Origin of the sequence: Chitinophaga sp. 30R24, assembly GCF_049056765.1 — a bacterium.
In the GTDB taxonomy this organism is placed as follows: domain Bacteria; phylum Bacteroidota; class Bacteroidia; order Chitinophagales; family Chitinophagaceae; genus Chitinophaga.
In genome coordinates, this window is the sequence record NZ_JBJGXX010000010.1 from 89629 (window position 1) to 109643 (window position 20015).

At 45.4% G+C, this 20015-nt stretch carries 11 protein-coding genes; 3 read left to right on the plus strand and 8 right to left on the minus strand.

The window, feature by feature from the left end; all coding sequences use genetic code 11:
* Positions 1-43 precede the first annotated feature (43 nt).
* The 3 genes from ACDQ55_RS17770 to ACDQ55_RS17780 all read left to right on the plus strand — a co-directional run bounded on the left by ACDQ55_RS17770 (position 44) and on the right by ACDQ55_RS17780 (position 4625).
* A complete protein-coding gene (locus ACDQ55_RS17770) occupies positions 44-1405 on the plus strand; it encodes a DUF4270 family protein (protein ID WP_420982807.1) in 1362 nt (453 codons plus the stop codon).
* 21 nt (positions 1406-1426) lie between these two features.
* On the plus strand, positions 1427-2683 hold the full coding sequence (gene metK, locus ACDQ55_RS17775) for a methionine adenosyltransferase (RefSeq protein ID WP_420982808.1): 1257 nt from the start codon (positions 1427-1429) through the stop codon (positions 2681-2683).
* A gap of 538 nt (positions 2684-3221) precedes the next feature.
* The gene (locus tag ACDQ55_RS17780) at positions 3222-4625 is read left to right on the plus strand and encodes a right-handed parallel beta-helix repeat-containing protein (protein ID WP_420982809.1); all 1404 of its coding nucleotides are present in this window, start codon (positions 3222-3224) and stop codon (positions 4623-4625) included.
* A 34-nt stretch (positions 4626-4659) separates the two neighbouring features.
* On the opposite strand, the gene ACDQ55_RS17785 is transcribed toward ACDQ55_RS17780, so the two are convergent.
* The 8 genes from ACDQ55_RS17785 to ACDQ55_RS17820 all read right to left on the minus strand — a co-directional run bounded on the left by ACDQ55_RS17785 (position 4660) and on the right by ACDQ55_RS17820 (position 19945).
* A complete protein-coding gene (locus ACDQ55_RS17785) occupies positions 4660-5613 on the minus strand; it encodes an alpha/beta fold hydrolase (RefSeq protein ID WP_420982810.1) in 954 nt (317 codons plus the stop codon).
* Complete coding sequence (locus ACDQ55_RS17790; RefSeq protein WP_420982811.1) at positions 5610-6380, minus strand: hypothetical protein; 771 nt, start codon at positions 6378-6380, stop codon at positions 5610-5612. Before ACDQ55_RS17790 ends, ACDQ55_RS17785 begins: the two co-directional genes overlap by 4 nt.
* 34 nt (positions 6381-6414) lie before the next feature.
* The gene (locus ACDQ55_RS17795; RefSeq protein ID WP_420982812.1) at positions 6415-7134 is read right to left on the minus strand and encodes a TolC family protein; all 720 of its coding nucleotides are present in this window, start codon (positions 7132-7134) and stop codon (positions 6415-6417) included.
* A complete protein-coding gene (locus ACDQ55_RS17800) occupies positions 7131-8558 on the minus strand; it encodes an O-antigen ligase family protein (protein WP_420982813.1) in 1428 nt (475 codons plus the stop codon). Before ACDQ55_RS17800 ends, ACDQ55_RS17795 begins: the two co-directional genes overlap by 4 nt.
* 120 nt (positions 8559-8678) lie before the next feature.
* Positions 8679-9749: an acyltransferase family protein gene (locus tag ACDQ55_RS17805; RefSeq protein WP_420982814.1), complete on the minus strand. Its 1071-nt coding sequence runs from the start codon at positions 9747-9749 to the stop codon at positions 8679-8681.
* Positions 9750-9759: 10 nt separating this feature from the next.
* On the minus strand, positions 9760-11946 hold the full coding sequence (locus ACDQ55_RS17810) for an exopolysaccharide transport family protein (protein WP_420982815.1): 2187 nt from the start codon (positions 11944-11946) through the stop codon (positions 9760-9762).
* Positions 11947-12324: 378 nt separating this feature from the next.
* Complete coding sequence (locus ACDQ55_RS17815; protein WP_420982817.1) at positions 12325-18456, minus strand: fibronectin type III domain-containing protein; 6132 nt, start codon at positions 18454-18456, stop codon at positions 12325-12327.
* A gap of 304 nt (positions 18457-18760) precedes the next feature.
* A complete protein-coding gene (locus ACDQ55_RS17820; RefSeq protein WP_420982819.1) occupies positions 18761-19945 on the minus strand; it encodes a glycosyltransferase family 2 protein in 1185 nt (394 codons plus the stop codon).
* Positions 19946-20015: the final 70 nt, after the last annotated feature.

Genomic DNA, 20015 nt, shown 5'->3' on the forward strand with positions numbered 1-20015 from the left:
ATAGCATGTTCGGACCATAAAATTCTCACTAACACCATAACGCGTGAAGATCATTTTCAAGAAAATTAGCATCTTAGCTACCTATATTTCTCTACTGTACGGAGTGTCTGGTTGTAATAAATCTACTATTTTAGGAACTGGCCTCATTCCTCCAGGGGACTATATTAATGCGCAGGATACTGTACTTTCCGGCATTATCGCTAATAACATCCTCCGGTATGATTCCTCCATTGTAAATGGAATGGGAGCCTATCAGAAGATATTGGGGTCTATTACTACAGACCCTGTTTTTGGCAAAACACATGCATTCGTATTTACGCAGGTGTCTTTGCCCAGCAGCGCTTTTACTTTTGAAGGCGCCGGGCAAACGCTGGATTCGGTGGTGCTGTCTCTCAGTTACAACGGTTATATCGGCGACTCTGTTTCTACGCAAACCTTCCGGGTTTATCGCATGGCAGATCCTGGATTTACCATTGATTCTAATTATGCTTACAATAGGGTGCTGCCTTACAATACCGGTGAAATGCTGGGAACTGTAACGGTATCGCCCCGGTCTTTACGCGATTCTGTGAGTGTGTATGGCACCAAGGAAACTGCCCAGCTGCGTATTAAATTGAGCAACGCTTTTGGCCAGGAATTGTTGTCGCAGAAATCAGATGGCGCCTTTGCCACCGACTCGTCTTTCCGCGCTTACCTGAAAGGTTTTGCCATTGTGCCAGATACCAACCTGGGTACCAACAGGAACATGATCTACCTGGATCTGAATAATAGTAATACCAAGTTAACGGTATTCTACAAAAACAGCTCAGATGATTCCCTGCGGGCTACATTTGGTTTTAGCCAGTATACCAGCGCACATGCCAATTACTTTACCCGTAATTACAACGGAGCGCAGGCCAGCAGGTTTATCAACACCGGCAATCCTAAGGGCGATAGTATCCTGTTCCTGAACGCGGCGCCAGGTTTATATACCAAATTAACGATCCCTGGTTTGGAAAACTTCCCGAATGCAATGATCAATAAAGCTGAATTGGTAGTTACCCAGATTACTTCCGGAGTAAGTGATATGAATAATATTTTTATTGAACCAGGAAGCTTATCTTTGACCCAATATACGAATGGTGACTCCACTAAAATTCCTATAGATTATTACTCATCCGGTGGGGCTTCTTACTTTGGTGGTACCCGTCAGGTGATTACCAATTTCGGAGGTGTGCAAGTAGTTCAGTATACTTTTAACCTTGCGAATACAGTCCAACGGTTTATAAAGAAACTAGATCCTAATAATGGTTTCAAGCTGGAAGCGTATTCTCCGCTATACATGGATGTAAGCCGTGTAAAAGTAGGCGGTAGTGATCTGTCGCAGTATAATATTAAACTCAGAATTATTTATACTAAACCATAAAATTTATAATCCTCGGTTTTTATGCCATACTTATTTACATCTGAATCCGTTTCAGAAGGACACCCTGATAAAGTCGCCGATCAGATCTCTGATGCTTTGATCGATAATTTTCTGGCATACGATGCAAAATCTAAAGTCGCTTGTGAAACCCTCGTAACCACCGGGCAGGTAGTATTGGCCGGTGAAGTGAAATCAGAGGCATATCTTGATGTACAGGATATTGCGAGAGAAGTGATCCGCAAGATTGGTTATACCAAGAGCGAATACATGTTCGAAGCAAATTCCTGCGGTATCCTTTCTGCTATCCACGAACAGTCGCCCGATATCAACCAGGGAGTAGACCGTAAGTCGCCTGAAGAACAAGGAGCAGGAGACCAGGGAATGATGTTTGGTTACGCTACCCGCGAAACAGAAAACTATATGCCGCTGGCACTGGACCTGGCACACAAACTGTTGCAGGAACTGGCCGTACTTCGCCGCGAAAATAAAGACATTACTTACCTGCGTCCTGATGCAAAGTCTCAGGTAACAATCGAATACTCCGATGATAACAAACCCGTAAGGATTGATACCATCGTTATTTCTACACAGCACGACGATTTTGATGCCGACGAAAAAATGCTGGCCAAGATCAAGGAGGATATGATCAATATTCTCATCCCCCGTGTAAAAGCGCAACTGAAACCAGAACTGCAAAAACTGTTTGAAGGTTACGAAATCCATCATCATATCAACCCTACCGGCAAATTTGTAATTGGTGGTCCTCACGGTGATACCGGCTTAACTGGCCGTAAAATTATCGTGGATACCTATGGCGGTAAAGGTGCTCACGGTGGTGGCGCTTTCTCTGGTAAAGATCCTTCCAAGGTAGACCGTTCTGCCGCTTACGCTACCCGTCATATCGCTAAAAACATGGTAGCTGCTGGTGTTTGTGATGAAATACTGGTACAGGTGTCTTATGCAATTGGCGTGGCGCAACCTTGCGGTATCTATGTAAATACCAACGGTACAGCCAAAGTACAGCTTACAGATGGTGAAATCGCTAAAAAGATCGAAGAGATCTTCGACCTGCGTCCATACGCTATTGAACAGCGTCTGAAACTGCGTAATCCTATCTATAGCGAAACAGCCGCTTATGGCCATATGGGCCGCGAACCTAAAGTAGTCACCAAGGTTTTCAACAAAGGTAAAAAGCACGAAAAATCAGTAGAAGTAGAGCTGTTCACCTGGGAAAAACTGGACTACGTTGATAAAGTAAAATCAGCATTCGGCTTGTAATTAGCTGTATTCTTGTATAAAATTAAAAAAGCCGTTTCAGTGTATCGCTGGAACGGCTTTTTTTTAACCTTGTGATTTTATCCCTATTATATCATCCCGTGCAGTGCTTTGTGGAAAAATTTTCTAAAAGAAATTTCAAAAAATATTATATATAAGTAATGTAAATATATATAAATATTTTTAATATGGTTAATGGGGCTGGGTTTTAGAGCTGATAAGTGCTAGCGGCGAGTATGTCGTATGTTTTTTAACAACTACGTGTTCATTTTTTAATGACTGCCTGCGTGATAACGTGTATTGCCCGTTTTTTTCGGATAATATTTTAACAGCGACTGTCGTTTACCTGTTGCTTTTATAGGCCAAAATGCCAGATATTAGTGCGCAGGAATAAATGAAGCAACATTTGATTGTTTGCCGGAAAACAGTTATCAATGCACTCATTTTTCAGTATAACCAGACCCATATCGCAGGAATAAACTGTTATTGCAGATAGCAATTATAGCTCTTTTGTTAAAACCATATAATCTTTGAAAGACTCATGAAGCATCACACGACCTCACAACAATTTATGTTACTATTAGTGTTGGTATTTGTATTTACCCTGGGCGGCTGTGCTAAAACAGAATCGGCCAAGCCTGTAGAAACAACTCCGGATAAGCCTGCAACGGGCACAGCTCCTATTGCAGGTAAAGAGTACGTATTGGTACCGGATGCAGATGGGCGATTGGTGATAGATGGTAGCAAGACGTCTTATAAAGGAGGCGACGTACTGAGCTTAAAAGGTACATTTTCAGCAGTTATTTTTTCTAATCTCAATGGTACTGCAGGCAGTCCTATCATTGTACGTAATGCCAGCGGCACGGTTACTAAAATAGGCAACCCCATTTGGAATGGGGGGGCATGGTCTACTGCCCTTGGCTTTGCCAATTGTCATTATATTAAAGTAGGTGCAGATAAGAACAAATCCGATTTCATCCTGGATGGCAGTACACAGGCAGCCCGGGAAGCTTATTTTGATATTACCCTCAGCAACCATTCTGATAACTTTGAGATCAGTAATATCACCATCCGCAATGGGGGCACGGGTATTTGGGCTAAAACAGACCCGGTAAAAGGAGATAAAAATACACAGTATCCTAATTCCCAAATGGAAGGTTTGCTGATCCACGATGTAGACATTAGCGGTACTAATAATGAAGCCATGTATATTGGCCATACAGCCTTGTATTGGAACCTTACGGCAAATGTGCCATACTACGGCGATCCTTCCGGTTTTACCGCGGGCCAGGAATATGTGCAGCCGATCAAGTGGCATCATGTTAAGATCTATAATAACAGCGTGTCCAATGGAGGCGCCGATGGTATTCAAACAGCAGCCATCGATCAGCTGGAAATATATAAGAATACTGTGACCAGTTGGGGAGGTCAACATAACTCGGCACATAATGGCGGTATCCTGATTGGTGGCCGCACTACCAATACCAATGTACACGATAACTATGTGCATGATGGGTGGGGAGAATTGGTACAGTTTTATGGTTCCGGTGAAAATGGGGCTACCCATATCATTTATAATAATCTGCTCAGGGATAACCAGAGCGATGGCGTAAGTTTAAGAGGTACTGATAACGCGGTGGTGCAAATCACCAACAATACCATTGCCCGGGTAGGTGGCGTATGCCTACGGATTAACGGCTATCAGGGCATGGCAGCGCCGCAGGTTGTTAAAAGTAATGCCTTTATCCAGCCTAGGCTTTCCGGCGGCAGCATCACCTATAACTCCTATGTATATACGGAAAATGGCGGTACTTATACCGAAGGCACCGGGGCCGATGGTAATACCCGTATCGCTAGTGTAGACGTTGCCGGTATTGATGTTAATAATTACTATCAGCCTAAATCAGGATCTGCTTTACAGTCTACCGGTTACCGGCAAAATTAATAGCATGACAGTATAACTGCCATGCCTTACCATTTTAAGGCGTAACGGGATTGCCGGCATGGAGGTATGTCCATATTAGCTGGTTTACCTTTTCATGCTGTTCATAATGTGGCATGTGCCCGGCACTGTCTATGGAATAAGCCACGAGTGTGGGGTACAATGCTTGATAGGTATGTAGCTTTTCTTCAGGGAAATAAGGGTCTTGCCGGCCAAATATCAGTAGTATTTTATCCGCTATTATCTCTTTTAACAGGTACAGTTGGTTTTGGTTGAGCATATGCTGCCAGGTAGATAAGGTAAGCCGCTTATAGCCCCTGAAATTCATGAAATATTGCAACCGTTGACTGTAGGTATTGAAGAGCGGTTGATTCACGAATTCTTTACGTTGATTTTCCACGGAACGGGGATACCAGTAGCCGGTCATCAACAGGTCGGCGATAAAAGGAACAGACATGTATCTTCCTGTTTGCAGGTCGCCACTAGCGGCGGGTCCGAGTAGTACCAGGTGCTGCACCCGGCTGGGGTGCAGAGCGGTATAATCCATCCCTATTGCGGCGCCCATCGACATGGCAATCAGGTCAAAGGGTTGCCGTAAACCAAGGGTATCTAACAATTGGCGTAGCTGATTACGGTAGAGGGGCAGATCGTAAGTAACTTCCGGCCTGTCTGAATAGCCTCTGCCATAAAGGTCGTAAGTCAGTATGCGATAGCCCTTCGATAGTAGGAAGGGGATGTTATATTTCCATACCTCCATGCCGCTGGCGCCGCCTCCATGGACCAACACCAGCAACTTTGCGGTATCAGGACCATATAACTGGTAGTGTACCAGTCCATGGTCCAGATGTATAAATTTCCCTGGCGCCAGCTGACGTACCACATCATTTAATACTGCCGTTTCCTGCCGGCTCCTGAGGTATATGAAAAATAACAGGCCGCCTAACAGTAAGGTGCCTACGAAGAGCGATATTATTTTTATCAGCTTTTTCATTTTTTGAATTGCAGCAGCCATTCGTAAATATTCATCCCATTTTCCCGGTAAGAGGGGTTATAATAGGTTTCCCAGCAACAGTGTTTATGATCGCCGGTAGTAAGTTGCGTAAGCCCCTGTTTGTATTTGTTGGTGCTGTCTGCATAGCGTTTACAGTTGCCCAGGAATACAGGTTCCTCTGTGCCGCCAAAGTACCAAACATGTATGTTGCTAGCGGCAGTAATAGCAAAGCTATTCAGGTTTTTATCGTCTATTGTGGCGGGCGACATGTTTACGGCGGCGGCTATACGCTTTGCGGTATGCCGGTCGGTTACCGCCATGGCTACAGACCATCCGCCCGCGCTGTAACCGGTAACGTATATGCGGGAAGAATCTATCGGGTATCTTTTTAATACATCGTTCAGTGCAACATCCAGGTGTTCCGGTCCGAGCGACCAACTGGTAGCCAGCGGCGCCATCACAATAAACTCGTATTTTTTTCCGTCTATTTTATTTACGGCGTCAATCTTTTTGCCTTCATGCATTTGTTTGGCGACTCCTTGCCGGAATATTTTTGTAACGTCTGTACCGGCAATGCTTTTACCATGAAAAGCGATCAGTAAAGGATACCTTTTGCCACTTTTTAAATGTTCCGGTAAATACAGTAAGGCCGGAATATGGTGCCAGGGGGTGATCTGTACCTCAATCTGCTGGAATGGCTTAATGTTTTGCGCTATTCCCAACAAGGTATGCAGCAACAGTAAGCCTGATAAAAAAAACATTTTCATGTAGTGTATATTATAATGGCTGCGATGAACCTGATTATAAGTGCAGGAGCACTTCTTCCAGTGTAGTGCCGATGATGCCTTCCAGCGAGATCTTGGATTGCTTTACATCCCTCTCCAGGTTTACTTTACGGACCATTTCTGCGTTGTAGATACGATAGGCGTCGTTCAATCCTTCTACGGCTACGTTTTGGTCGCCATTAGAGAATTTTTGCTCTGTTTGTTTGTAATGGTTGTAAGCATCTTCTAATAAAGGCAGCTGCAGTTCATATAGTTGTTTGTTGGCTGCATAATCTTCGTAGGCGCGTAATACCATCACTTTGAGCGCTAGCTTTTCGCCTTCTTTCTGTTGGTCTATTGCTCTTCCATTCGCTTTGGCTGCTTTCACTTCATTAGGAATGCTGATTAAATTTCCTATGGGTACCATAATGCCAAAGTTATACCTGGGGTATAAGGTACTGTTGTTAGAATTGCCCTTGATCGTAAATTCGTTTAAGTTACCTGCTGCAGTGAGCATATTTAACCAGCCGGCTTTGGCTCTGTTTTCGTCGTAGTGGGTGATCTCTTTTTTAGTGTCTAATACTTTAATGCTGGGGTTATTCATGGCCAGTTCTACAAGCTTTTCTTTTAAGCGGCTTACGGTAAACACATCTGCAGGTAGTTTCAGTATAATACTGGTATCAGCTTGAGTTTGCGCCTGAACATTGGTGGCGGCACCTGTACATACAGCTAATAAGAAGAATAGCGCTTTTTTCATTTTGTGATATTTGGAGATGATAAATATTTCATTTTTATAGCAATGCCATTTAAGGCATAAAATAGCAGGGCCGATTCTATAAGCCCGGCGGCTTCCTGTGCATACATGCTTACTACCAGGGCAAACAATACGCAGGTGATGATCAGGGCGAACTGTTGCTGTGTTGGCGTTTTGCTATTGAAGTAATTGCTGACAGCGTACCGCATCAGCAGAAAGAGATTGAACATCACCATTATCAGTCCTATCCATCCCTGTTCCAGGGCAGTACGTAAGTACCCGCTGTCGGGCGGAAAACCGTCGAGCTCTGTGCCGGAACCAGGTTCGCAGCTTAACAGGCCTCCGCCAATCGGATGAGAGAGGATATAGGGTTGTATCCGGTGCCGGTTTACATCCCTTACGGTCATAGAAGCGTCGTCGCTGCTGGAGAAGGCAGTACGTATCCTGATGATAGTGGCGTTATTGTGAAAAGGGCCAAACATTACTGCCAGGAAGGCGAAAGCAAATACTAACGCACCAATAATGGTATTCCTGTCGCGCAGATTGATGAGTACCAGCATCAGCAGGCCTATGGGCACCATGATATAGGCAGTTCTGGTACCGGAATAACCCAGCGCCATCAACTGCAGGATCAGGGATACCACCAGCAGTATTTTCTGGTAAAAGGAAACCAGTTTAGAAGGGCTGGTAAGCAATACGATATTTATAATAGCGCCACAAGCCATCAACAGGCCAAACACCGCTGGATCAGACATAAAGGAAAAAATGCGTATGCCGGTGAGAATAAGAACGGTCTTGAATTTTTCAGGGTATCGTGCTATGAATGCTTTTTCAAAAGGCAACAGGCCAAACCATTGTTGTACGCATGCATACAGCGCTGCCAGGGTGAGGATGATAATCCAGTATTTGAAAAATACTTTCAGATCATCCATGTTACGGATCATTTTCATGGCCAGGTACATAAACAGCAGGTTGCGTACAAGTCCCCGGGTGAAGTTGCTCCATCCATGCCGGTCGTGTATGGCGGGGTTGAAGCACTCGAGCAGGATAAGTCCAAAGTAGATATAGAAAGTAATCAGCAAGGGATCGTTGAGGAAATTTACTTTTTTGATGCTTTTATCTCCCGGCTTTAACAGGCTACCTAGTATAGTGAGCAGCAGTACGGCATCTATGAGTACGCCTACGCTTACTTCTGTACCGGACATTCTTTCCACTAACCGCACCGTAAGGCCAACAGTGAGTGCAATATAATAACCCACCCGGAAGTTCAGGATGGCAATACCTGCAATAGCGAGACCAATTACGCCGCCCAACAGGAGGATGGTATATTTTATTTCCAGCGCGCTGAGATAGGCTACTAACAGTACCAATAGTGCCCAGGCAGCGATGAGGAAAACATTGAGTATATTTCTTTTTACAACTTCCACTGATATCGATTTACAGAAATACTATTTTGACAGACATGGCAAAGAGCACCAGTGTGATAAAGATGATGATCAGTAGCTCGTGGAGCGGCTGCTCTATTGGCTTTTTCTTTGTTTTTGCTTTCATGAAATGCCTGCTTTTTTTACAGTTTTAAATGCCCCGGTTTTTCCGGAAAACAAAAAGGATAATCCTAGCATCATGCAACCCTTGTACGCGATGATGGAAAGGTAGATGGCTACGGGTATCAGAAACAGCAATAATAACAGGCCCTGGTGAAAGCCCATTTCCAGTAGTACAGCCCGTAGCTGTGCTGCAATGCTTACATGCAGCAGGTAGATGTATAAGGAATAATGTCCGATGGTACCCAAGAATTCCATCTTTCCTGTATGCGCCAACCATGAGGATAACAGCATTACAAAAAGGCATCCATTCAATGCGATAGGTAGGAAGAGGTAGAGGTTCATCTGTTGATGGTAGAGATAATACCATTGCAGTGCGCCAAATACCGGTAGGGCCATCAATAGGTGTTTGGGGTTAGATAGCCATGTCTGTGTTTCTTCCCGGAAAAAATACCTGGCTGCCAGATCGCCAATGGCAAAGAAGATATAATGCAGGGCAACGTCATACAATGCGCTGAAATTTTGTACATAAGGTGCGCATCCTAATAAACCAAGTCCAACCGCCAGTTGTCCTATCTTTTTTTCTTTCAATGCCAGTGTTACCAGCAAGTAAAGGATGGTAACATTAAACAGGGCAAATAGGTACCAGAGCTGGTCCAGCGTTCTGGGTTGCAGAAAGATGTTCAGGTAGTCTTTTGCTGAACGTTGTGAGTTGGCATATTCAGAGAAAAGGATCTGCAGGGAGACCTGGATAATAGCCCATAACAGATAGGGATATAATAAAGTATTGATTTTCGTATATAGCACACCGTTTATCCCTCTTTTTGCGATGCTTTTACTGAAAAAGGCGCCGGATAAAAGGAAAAAAAGAGGCATCCGGAAACTGTACAACATGTCGTTGGTAGCAGTAACGCCATGGGGCAGCGGTACGCCGCTGGCAAGTAAACCATATGCCAGGTGCCGGTATACCACCAGTATAATAGCAATCCCTTTTGCATAGTCTACCCAGGCATAACGTGATTCACTTTTAACAGGCGGCAACTGGAAGAGGTTGAACAGTTTTTCTGGTTTCATAACGGGTAAATCAAAGCTCAAGAAAATCTTCTTTTACACCATTCAGTACGGCTCCCAGGAACTGATCACCCAGTTGCTCGAGGAAGTCGGAAGATTCCCGGTCGATCTGCTTCATTTTTAACTTAGAGGAGAAGATAGCCACTACGCCTTCTGCATAAGCGGTAAGTTCCCGGCTGTCGGTAAAGTCGTTCAATGGAGCGCCTTCCATCAGAATGTAATCATAATAGGATTTTAGCTGTGGCAGGTATTGTAATATATTGTTGGGAGGTAATATTTCGGATGGCGTATAGTCGCCACCTTTACAGCCTGCTACTTCAATGCCCGGAGTGGCATAAGTAGTGACATATTCCCGGAATTTTTCGATGCTGAATTCCGCCGGTGGTACGGAAAAGGCTTCCAGGGTTGGTCTGGCTTCCATCTGTACGGTTACATCGTTGTTACAGAAATTAGTATCCAGTACCAGCACCTTTTTGTTGCTCAAGCTCAGGCTGTAGGCTACTGCCTGTAGCAGGGTAGTTTTGCCTTGCTGTGGTTCTGTACTGGTAAAAAGGAATATTTTTTTGCCACTGCTTTCCAGCTCAAACCGCAGCTTGCGCAATAGCTCACGGAACATGTTCTGTCTTTTCAGCCATTGTGATTCGTCTGTTTTGCGTTGCAGTATTTCAAGCAGGTTATACTTACGCAGATTGGCGTAGTTGATAGTGCTGATCAGTTTCAGGTTAGAAACCCGGTTGAATATAGAAGGCGACTTGATGGAATTGTCCATGAACTCGCCGAACAAGATACCAATGCAGGAGATCATGAATACGGCGATACCAGCCATGCCCATGATCACCAAGCGTTTGGAAGATTCCGGTGTAAAGGCGGGTTGCCCCATTAAAGTTTGGCGGAAGTTATCCTGTGGCACATTTCTGTAGTCGAGTGCAGCGCCCAGTTTTTCTTTCAGTTTATTATATTCATCCTGGGTGAGGGTTACTTCCTGTTGCAGGGAGGTAACGGTAGCTTCTTTGTTGGCGTAGGAGCCAACAGAGGCGCGCAGTTTACCTACTTTTTTTTCCAGGCTGCTGATATTCTCTTTCGAGGCGCGGAGTTCAGCTTCGAGAGTGCCTTTGCGCTGCACAAGCTCTTCCTTCGTACTTACTTTGCCGTTAGGTACAGAGGCATCCATCATGGCATGTTGCAATTTGACCCGCTGTGCTTTGATCTTATCTGCGAGAGCATCATCGTTGGCGCCATTGCGTATGTATTCATCGTTCAGGTCGTTGATCTGTTTCCTGAGTGCCAGGATCTCGCTGTTGGAGTTGGTGTAGGCAGGTTTACCGTTACTTAATTGTGCCAGTTGTGTATTTATATTATCCAATGATGCCTGCAGGTTATTGTTATTGGCTTTTTCATCTGTTAATGACTTCTCAAACTGTTTGATGAGGTCCCATTCGTTGCCGCTGGCTGTTTCTACATTCAGTACGCCCTGTGCTGTTTTATATTGGCGTAGTGCTTCTATTTTCGTTTCCAGCTCCTGTTTCTTTTTATTTACCAGTGCTTCAAATGTTTCCACATTTTCCACGGATAATTCTGATCTCGAGCTACGGTAAAAACGGATAAATTCTTTATAGAGCATATTCACTGTATACGCCGATAGCTCAGGGTTTTCCGAGTAGCAGTTGATATTGATATAATCGGTACGGGAAAGGCGACCAGCATATACCATTTTGCGGATAGATTCATAATCGTACCGGTACAATTTCATGTATTCAAGCACTTTACGTTCTTCGGGTTGGGAAGAAGAGAGAATTTGTAAGGAGTCGCTTTTCTGGCGGCATATCCGGAGAATATCTTCTTTGTTGGCTTCTTTATACTGGGGCTTTTGCAATTCATTTTCTGTGAGCTTCCGGAATGGTTTATTAGTAGTAAGGTCATGTACCATCAGGTCGCAGGCTAACAATCCTATTACCAATGGGGAGTTCATGGTTTCCACCACGTTGTCGAATTTCACATCTGCTTCAAACAGGTTGAGGTTTTCATCCCGCAGTTTTATTTGTTCGTTGGTGGTGAAACCAGTGGCCATCTGCGCGGTGGAGGCATACTGCTTGGGTTTACCGATGGTTAAGGCCAATGCGCCTACAACAGCTACCAGGGTGCTGATCAATATCCACCATTTCTTTTTAAGCAGTGCTTTTACAAAAAACACAATATCCATATAGTAATTGTTCTTTAACTACGTTTATTGGTACAGGTGCACGTGGAAAGCATACAGTATAGTATATCCATGTACCCGGTAATTATTACAGGAGTATCAGAGGAGATGGTAAAAAATCAGTTGGCTTTATTGGCCAGGTTATTGGTTTTGTCGGAGGATGAGGTTAAGTAGAACACCCGGGAGCATAGTTGGTCCAGGTATATTCGGTGACGCAAAAGTAATAGATTACTTTTATGTATACTTTATTTTTAAGCGAAACGTAAAATTTACTTGGTTATCGCTGCGGTTTGGCAGGTAAAGTTTGTAAATAATAAAAAAGATCCGCTCCGGCTAACTTACCGGAACGGATCTTTTTATTAATAATCATTCAGTTAGGACTCAGTTTTGTTTAACAAGCTTCACCCCCTTTGTTTCACCGGTTATAGTTGACACTTTAATGATATAGATACCTGGTAAAGTGATCTGCCTGTTGGTATTGATCCTGATTACACTCTTACCTTGTGGTACAGCTCTTCTTACTTCACTGTAAAGGCGTTTGCCTCCCAGGTCTACAATTTCTATCAGCAGGGAAGGAGCAGTTTTCTGCAGGGTAATATCCACTGCAATGTTGCTGGCAAACGGATTAGGATACACGTTTACCTCCAGTTGGCTATCTGGTGTGGATGGATCTGTGAGACTGAAGCCATTATGCAGTTGGGAGCCTGGCGTGCCCATGCCCATGTAGGTAGCGAGGCTGCCCAATGTATCCGGCGTATTAGGCGTAATGTCTATCTCCATAGCATTCAGGTATCCTACCTGGCCACCTAGAGGAATGCTCAGGATAAAGGTAATTTCTCCGTTAGCGTCGGCAGTGAGATTACTGAAATCTGCTGTACTGCTGGTATTGTTTTGTGCATATAGTGTTTGACTCATTCCATTAATGGTGAACTGCGTGCTGCCGTTGTCTGGCTGTGGCGCCCACCATTTACTATTAGAGAGAAACTTAATTGCGTAGGTGGTATTGGCGTTTAAGCCGGTGATATGTCCGTGCATGCTTGGTGCGCCAGTAAAGAATCCGGATAGGGAGCCGAAGTAAAGGTATTCGCTTAATACCGCATCCGGATATACGCCGCTGTTGTTGCCGGTAATAGCGCCTTCCACACCGGCTGCCCACCAGGCTTCATCGAAATGGATACCGATACCGGTAGATTGTCCGCTTTCGTTTTTGAGGTTAGCAGTGGCACCAGTGATATTATTCCATGGGGCTGGCGCGTCGGTATTAAGCCGGAAGTTGAGCAATACCCTGGAGCTACCACCACCATTGGCCGGTGCGGTTACGGTTAGATTAAAGGTAGTGGTATCAGCAGCACCATAAGAGTCTTTGGCAATCACACTGATGTTATTGTAGCTACCTGCATTGTTAATGGCTGGCGCTATTGCAAGTGTTGCGCTGCCATCAGCCTGCGATAAAGTAACAAAAGACGGTAGGTTCAGCGTGCTGTAGGTGATAGGATCTCCATCAGCATCAGTAGCGTTTACTGGTAAATTCAGCGTAGCGCCGGCTTCCAGTGTCTGATCAGCGATAGCCGTTATCACCGGTTTATAGTTATTGGAAGGTTGCTCGCTAGCGCCTGCATCTATTTCCATGGCATTGAGGAATCCTACCTGCCCGTCTGCCGGTATACCCAGGGAGAATACGATCTCGCCTGCTGCAGTAGGTGTAATGTTACTGAAGGTAACTACATGGGTGGTGTTGTTTTGTGCATATAGTGTTTGCGTTACTCCGTTAATGGTAAACTGTGTGCTGCCATTGTCTGGTTGCGGCGCCCACCATTTACTGCTGGAGAAGAACTTGATGGTATACAACTTACCGGTTTCCAGGCCTGTTAGATGACCTGTCATGTTTGGCGCTCCAGTAAAGAATCCTGGCAAGGAACCGAAATACAGGTATTGGCTCATTACCACATCGGGATAGATACCACTGTTATTACCGGTGGTAGCGCCTTCTACGCCGGTTGCCCACCAGGTTTCGTCGAAGTGCAGGCCTGCACTGGTAGTTTGACCATTATCATTTTTCAGATTAGCGGTAGTGGAGCCGCTAACATTATTCCATGGCGCGGGGGCAGGACTATTCAGATGGAAGTTGAGGAACAATTTGTACCCGCTAGTATCGCTTGCCGGATTGGTAACGGTGAGGTTAAATATAGCGGTATCACTGTTGCCATGTGTATCGGTACCGATAACGCCTATACGATTGTACTGACCTGCATTGCTGGTGGTGGGTGCCACCAGTAGGTAAGGATTACTACCGGATTGCACTACAGATACGAAGGATGGCAGTTGATAGCCGGAATAAGTAATGACATCATTTTCAGGATCGGTACCTGAAATGCTAACATGGAGTGTATCGCCGGCTGTTAGTGTTTTGTTGGTAATAGGCGTAAGCATTGGTGGATGATTGACCACTATGGTAGTGTCGCCTGCCCCTCCTGCGTCTACTTCCATGGCGTTGAGGTAACCTACCTGTCCGCCTGGCGGTACGCTCAAGGTAAATTTGATTTCACCATTGGTATCTGCCGTAAGGTTTTCAAATACCGCCAGATTAGTGGTATTGTTTTGTGCATACAACGTTTTTGTAACGCCGTTGACAGTGTATTGGGTGCTGCCGTTATCTGGTTGCGGCGCCCACCATTTACTGCTGGAGAAAAATTTAACGGTGTATGTCCGGTTGGTTTCCAGACCGGTAATATGCCCATGCATGCTTGGTGCGCCGGTAAAGAAGCCGGGTAGGGAGCCAAAGTAGAGGTACTGGCTCATTACTACATCCGGATATATGCCGCTGTTATTGCCAGTGGTAGTGCCTTCTACGCCAGCTGCCCACCAGGTTTCATCGAATGTTAATCCAGCGTTGGTTACCTGTCCATTTTCATCTTTCAGACTGGTAGTGGTTGTGCTGGTAATATTATTCCATGGTGCGGAGGCTGGGTTGTTCAGGTAGAAGTTGAGGAACAACTTGTAATTAGGTGTTGGCCTGTCTATCACAGTTAGCGTGAAGCTACGGATATCGATGCCGCCTTGGTTATCGGTTGCTTTCACTGTTACCTGGTAAGTGCCGGAGGCAGCATATCCAGGGAGGAATGTGATCAGGCAAGTATCGTTTTGGCTTTGTAAAGTAGCAAAGGAAGGTAACTGTATGCCTGTCCAGGTGAAGGTATTACCAGGGTTCTGGTCTTTCAGACTGAGTTTTATGGTCACCTGTGTGCCTTCATCTACGCTGGTAGCAGGAATAGAATCAATCACCGGCGGGTAGTTATCGTTTACCACCAGGTTGAAGAAAGCAGTATCTGTACCGTTGTTGGCATCTGTAGCGATTACTGCGATCTGGTTATAGACGCCTTGTTGCGTTTCATCGGGCGATAATACCAGGGAAGTATTGCCTGCCTGCTGTTGCAGGCTAATAAATGGAGGTACATTCGCGAGGCTGAAAGTAATAGCGTCGTTATCTGGATCTGTAGCAGATACAGGGATGGTTTGCGTAGTGCCGTAACGGATAGTTTGATTGCTGATGGCGGCGATGCTGGGTGGGTTATTCAGTGATTTGGCTGATACTGCGGGGGTAAAGTCAGAGTAGCCGCCTTCGCCAACTGCACGTACCTTATAGTATGCTACGGTATTGGCGGCGAGAGTGGAATCAGCTGTAGTAGTTACCAGACCTACCGCTTTCAAGAAGTTGAAATGAACGCTATCACCCAGGGAACGGTGTATTTCGTACCCGCTTTCATTATTGGCATTATCCATCCACGTTAGTTTTACTACCTGTGTGGAGAGTGCCTGTGTTTGCAGATTGCTGGGAGCTGCCGGTGGTAGCGGTCTTGCCGGTGTAGTGGTGTTGGCCACCGTTGTATAGGCCGATTCACCATATAGGCCAATGGCTCTTATTTTATAATAATAGGCTGTATTGGCTTGTAAAGCGGTATCTGTGTAGGTGTTGGCGTTGGCATTGGTGGTAGCTATAATGCTGTAAGTGCCGCCGTTGCTTGTACTACGGTATATTTCAAACCCATTTTCGTTGTTACTGTTGTCGGTCCAGTGCAGGTTCAGTTTACTGTAATTGTTCACCGCTACAGTGAGATTTGATGGGGCATTGGGAGCGTTACCTACGATAGCAGCTGTATCTATGAATGCTTCTGCCGGTATCAACTGGCGGGTGGGGATGCCTGCTGCAGCACAGGTCCAGTATACTTCCATGGTAGCGCCGCCGCCAGCCTGGAAATAAGTGATGGTAATGGGATATACGCCGGCGGTTACATTATTTACTGTGCCGGAAGCAAATGTAGCGGCGTGTGCGCCATCGTTATTTACCGTAGCAGTAGCCGTGTTGCTATAGTTTTGATTGAAATACAGTTTGCTACCATCGTCTGAATTGGTTTCAAATTTATAGCTGCCATTTGCTGGTATACGGATATACCCGGTCCACATTAGGCCATAGTTACTGGTAGTAGTGGAAGGTACTATGCTTAGGTCTGGGGTATATGCTTTGCCTGTTTGTATAGGCGTAAGTGTGGAAAAATTGGGAAGGTTGCTCCAAGAACCAGTATACAATTTATAATCAAGGGTTGCTTTCTTGGTTCTTACTGATACCTGGTTGCTGGGAGTAGAGTATTTCCCGGAAATATCTTTTGTTTTCACATAGAAATTATACTGTGCACCATCAGTAAGATTGGTAATGGTATATGTGAGTACATTGCCCACAGATGCTTTGAGTACATTGTTGGCATAGATGTCATACCCGGCCACACCTGCATCGTCGGATGCAGCACTCCAGGATAATGTCACCTGGTTATTCGTATAGTTGGTAACGGTTAGTGAAGGTGGGGCAGTGGGAGCGGAACTATCTTGTGCGGTGGTACCCTGTATTGGTGTGGAAACAGGGCCTGCAGCATTGTCGTTAACCGGGCGTATTTTATAGAAATAGTTGGTGCCTGGCGTCAGGTTATTATCCGTATAGGTGTCTACGTTAGCATTGTTCTTGCCTATCAGGGTATAAGGGCCGTTGGCTTGGGCTGCACGGTAAATTTCAAAATATTTTTCAGCATAGGCTGGGGTGGCGTTTTCTGTCCATACCAGCACCAGTTGTGTTTTGGTGAAGCGCTGTACTACCAGTCCGCTGATGCCGTCTGGGCCGTTGATGCCGGTGCTATTCACTATCCGGAAGGTATCCGAATAACTGCCAATACAGTTGTTGGGTGCTTTTACACGTAGTACGTAAGCGCCTGCAGTGGAGGTAGTGAGGGAAGAGGTATTGCTGATCACTCCGGGATTGCCTGCCCTTAGCCATTCATAGCTATCCATGCCTGTAGGCACTTGTAAGGTAATGCTGGTATTACCGTCTGGAGATGGTAATACATTGCTGGTAAGAACAGGGCCAGTAGTTATCACTGGTGCGGGACTCGCCGTTTTATAGGTGATGATTATTGGTGTGGGCGACCAGCCGGTCCATCCACTGGGTAATTGTGCCCTTACGCGGTAGGTGCCGGGGGTAGTAACCACCAGTGAATTGGCAGCGCTAGTAGCCACAGTAACATTGTCTTTCTGCCATTGATATTGCTGGAAGCCTGGAGCAATGCCAATAGTAAGGGTTTGGCCAGGGCAGAAGCTGGTGTCGCCAAATAAGGGATAGGGGTTGAGCCGGTTAGCCTTTAGCATAAAAGGCACAAAGCCAGGCTCCTTCCAGGCATCCTGCCAGGTATTATGTGCATCGTTGGGATAAGTTGTAAGCTTAAAATTGCCTCCTGCAGCCTGTATAAGGGCAGCTACTTGGTTGGTGGTATAAGGGGCAGGGTTGCCATCCAATCCGCCCTGGAATAGCCACACAGGCGTATATTTATAGGCGTCTATATGGTTGCCATAATCGATGGTCATAGCGCTCATCGGCAATGCCGTTGCAGTGAGTTGGGGATAGCGCAGCAGGAATTCCCAGGTACCCCAGCCACCGGCGGAGAGCCCGTTCAGGTATAATCGGTCTGCGTCTCCTTTGGCGCTGGCCACAATAGAATCTACTACCGATTTAATATTGTCGTAGTCGTTAGGTCCCCAGTATCCGCCCTGGCTTTGTGGGTAGATGAGGAAGCCATCGAATGCGCCACTGTTTACATTATTTAACCACACATCTCCGCCCCACAATAACTGGTATTCGTTATCGTAAATAGTGCCTGCTTCGCCTACGCCGTGAAAGAAGAGGTAGATAGGGTATTTTTTTCCATCGTTTACACCAGGCACATAACTTTTTGGAAATTTAAGCCGAAAGGCCATGTTCTTGTAGATGTAGGATTTGTATGCATCCGTATTATAGCTCATCCGGACGGTTCTTACCCATTTGGTAATTTTGTCGTACGGCGGGGTAGCCGGGGGATGCGCCTGATCGTAGGTAATAACTGGATCATTCGGGTCCAATGCTGATTGCGCCTGCAGGGGAGAGTAGCAGTAACAGCTAAGCATTAAGAAGAGAAGACAGTGTAAAATTCGATTCATGGAATTAAATATATAATGTTAAGCCCCGCTGGTCGCAATTACCACCAGTGAGATAAGGATACACATGCTTTTTCCGGTAAACACCGGCATACGCTGTTCAGAGGAGATGGCAAAAATTAAATCCAGCTATAGCACTTCGGCTAATAGTGGTGTGGAGATTATTCGAAAGGATAAGGTTGGAGGGAAAGAGAGCTTATTGAAGCTGCGCTAAATTAAAAAACCACTTTTATATATAATAATTTCTTTTGCAAACGGCGTTTTTTGACAGGTAAACGTACCGGTATAACTGGTAAGTGAAAAACTATCAGGATATCGCTATGCTTCTTTGGGAGCGTTCCCACACGGCAGATTGCCTTTTCCGGAAATGCCTGATACAACCGGCATATACTGCCACATTCATAAACACAAAATAAAAAGGAATATAGAGGTATTTTACTTTTACTTCCTGGCGCGCCATTACATATCCGGCCAGGGCGGCCAGGTAAAATCCGAGTTGCAGCGTACCGGTAATATAATAAATAAGGACTGGTTGAAAAATGACCAACAGCAGGTTACAGATAAGGGCAAGGAGTAAGCCAAGGGGAGCCAGTGTCCATCGCAGTACACGGTGAGAGATATATTGCCAGGTAATATGGGGATACCGGAATGGGTTCAACAGCGGCAGCAAGCGGCCCATAGACTGGAATCCGCCGGCACTGATCCTCACTTTGCGTTTGTATTCTTCCTGCAGTGATGCGGAGGCAGTTTCCATAGCATAGGCTGTTGGTTTGTACATTACCGTATAGCCTTGCATGTTAATATGAAAGGAGAGGATAAAATCATCTAGTATAGTATCTATTGGTAATGGAGCATACAACGCAGTACGTATGGCAAGCAATTCTCCGGCTGCGCCCATTACGCTGTAAAGTTCGGCGTCCCACTTTTTCAGCAGCGATTCATATTTCCAGTATATGCCTTCACCCTGCGCTTCTGCAGCCCCTTGGCCAGCCATCACCTTTTTTTCGCCGGCAACAGCGCCAGTACTTGCCATGGCAAATGGTTGCATCAGTAAGGTTACTGCTTCCGGATTCAGCAGGGTATTGGCGTCTGAAAGCACTACAAAGGGGGTAGTAACGAGCGCCATGGCCCGGTTAATAGCAGCTGTTTTGCCATTCCGTTGTGGTTCATATAGTAAGGTTACCTGCGGATACTGCAATATTATTTCATTGGTGCGGTCGGTAGAGCCATCTGTGATAAAAAGGAAATGGATCTTATTTTTCGGATAAACAAGGGCCAGAGAGTTAAGCAACTTTTCTTGAATAAAATCTTCTTCATTGTAAGCAGCTACCAGGAATGTTACTTCCGGCGTAAATAACGTAGGGGCATGGCGGTTACTGTGCCGGAACAAGCGCTTTAAGCGTAATACCATATATAATAGCAAACCATAGCCAGCATAGCTGTAACATACAATAATAAGACTTGACCAGAAGAGAACAGGCAACATTGACATAGAGAGAAAGCGTTTTTTGGGATACTTGCTTTCGCACAAAAGTATTATAATTGCATCATAAGCAAGTGCA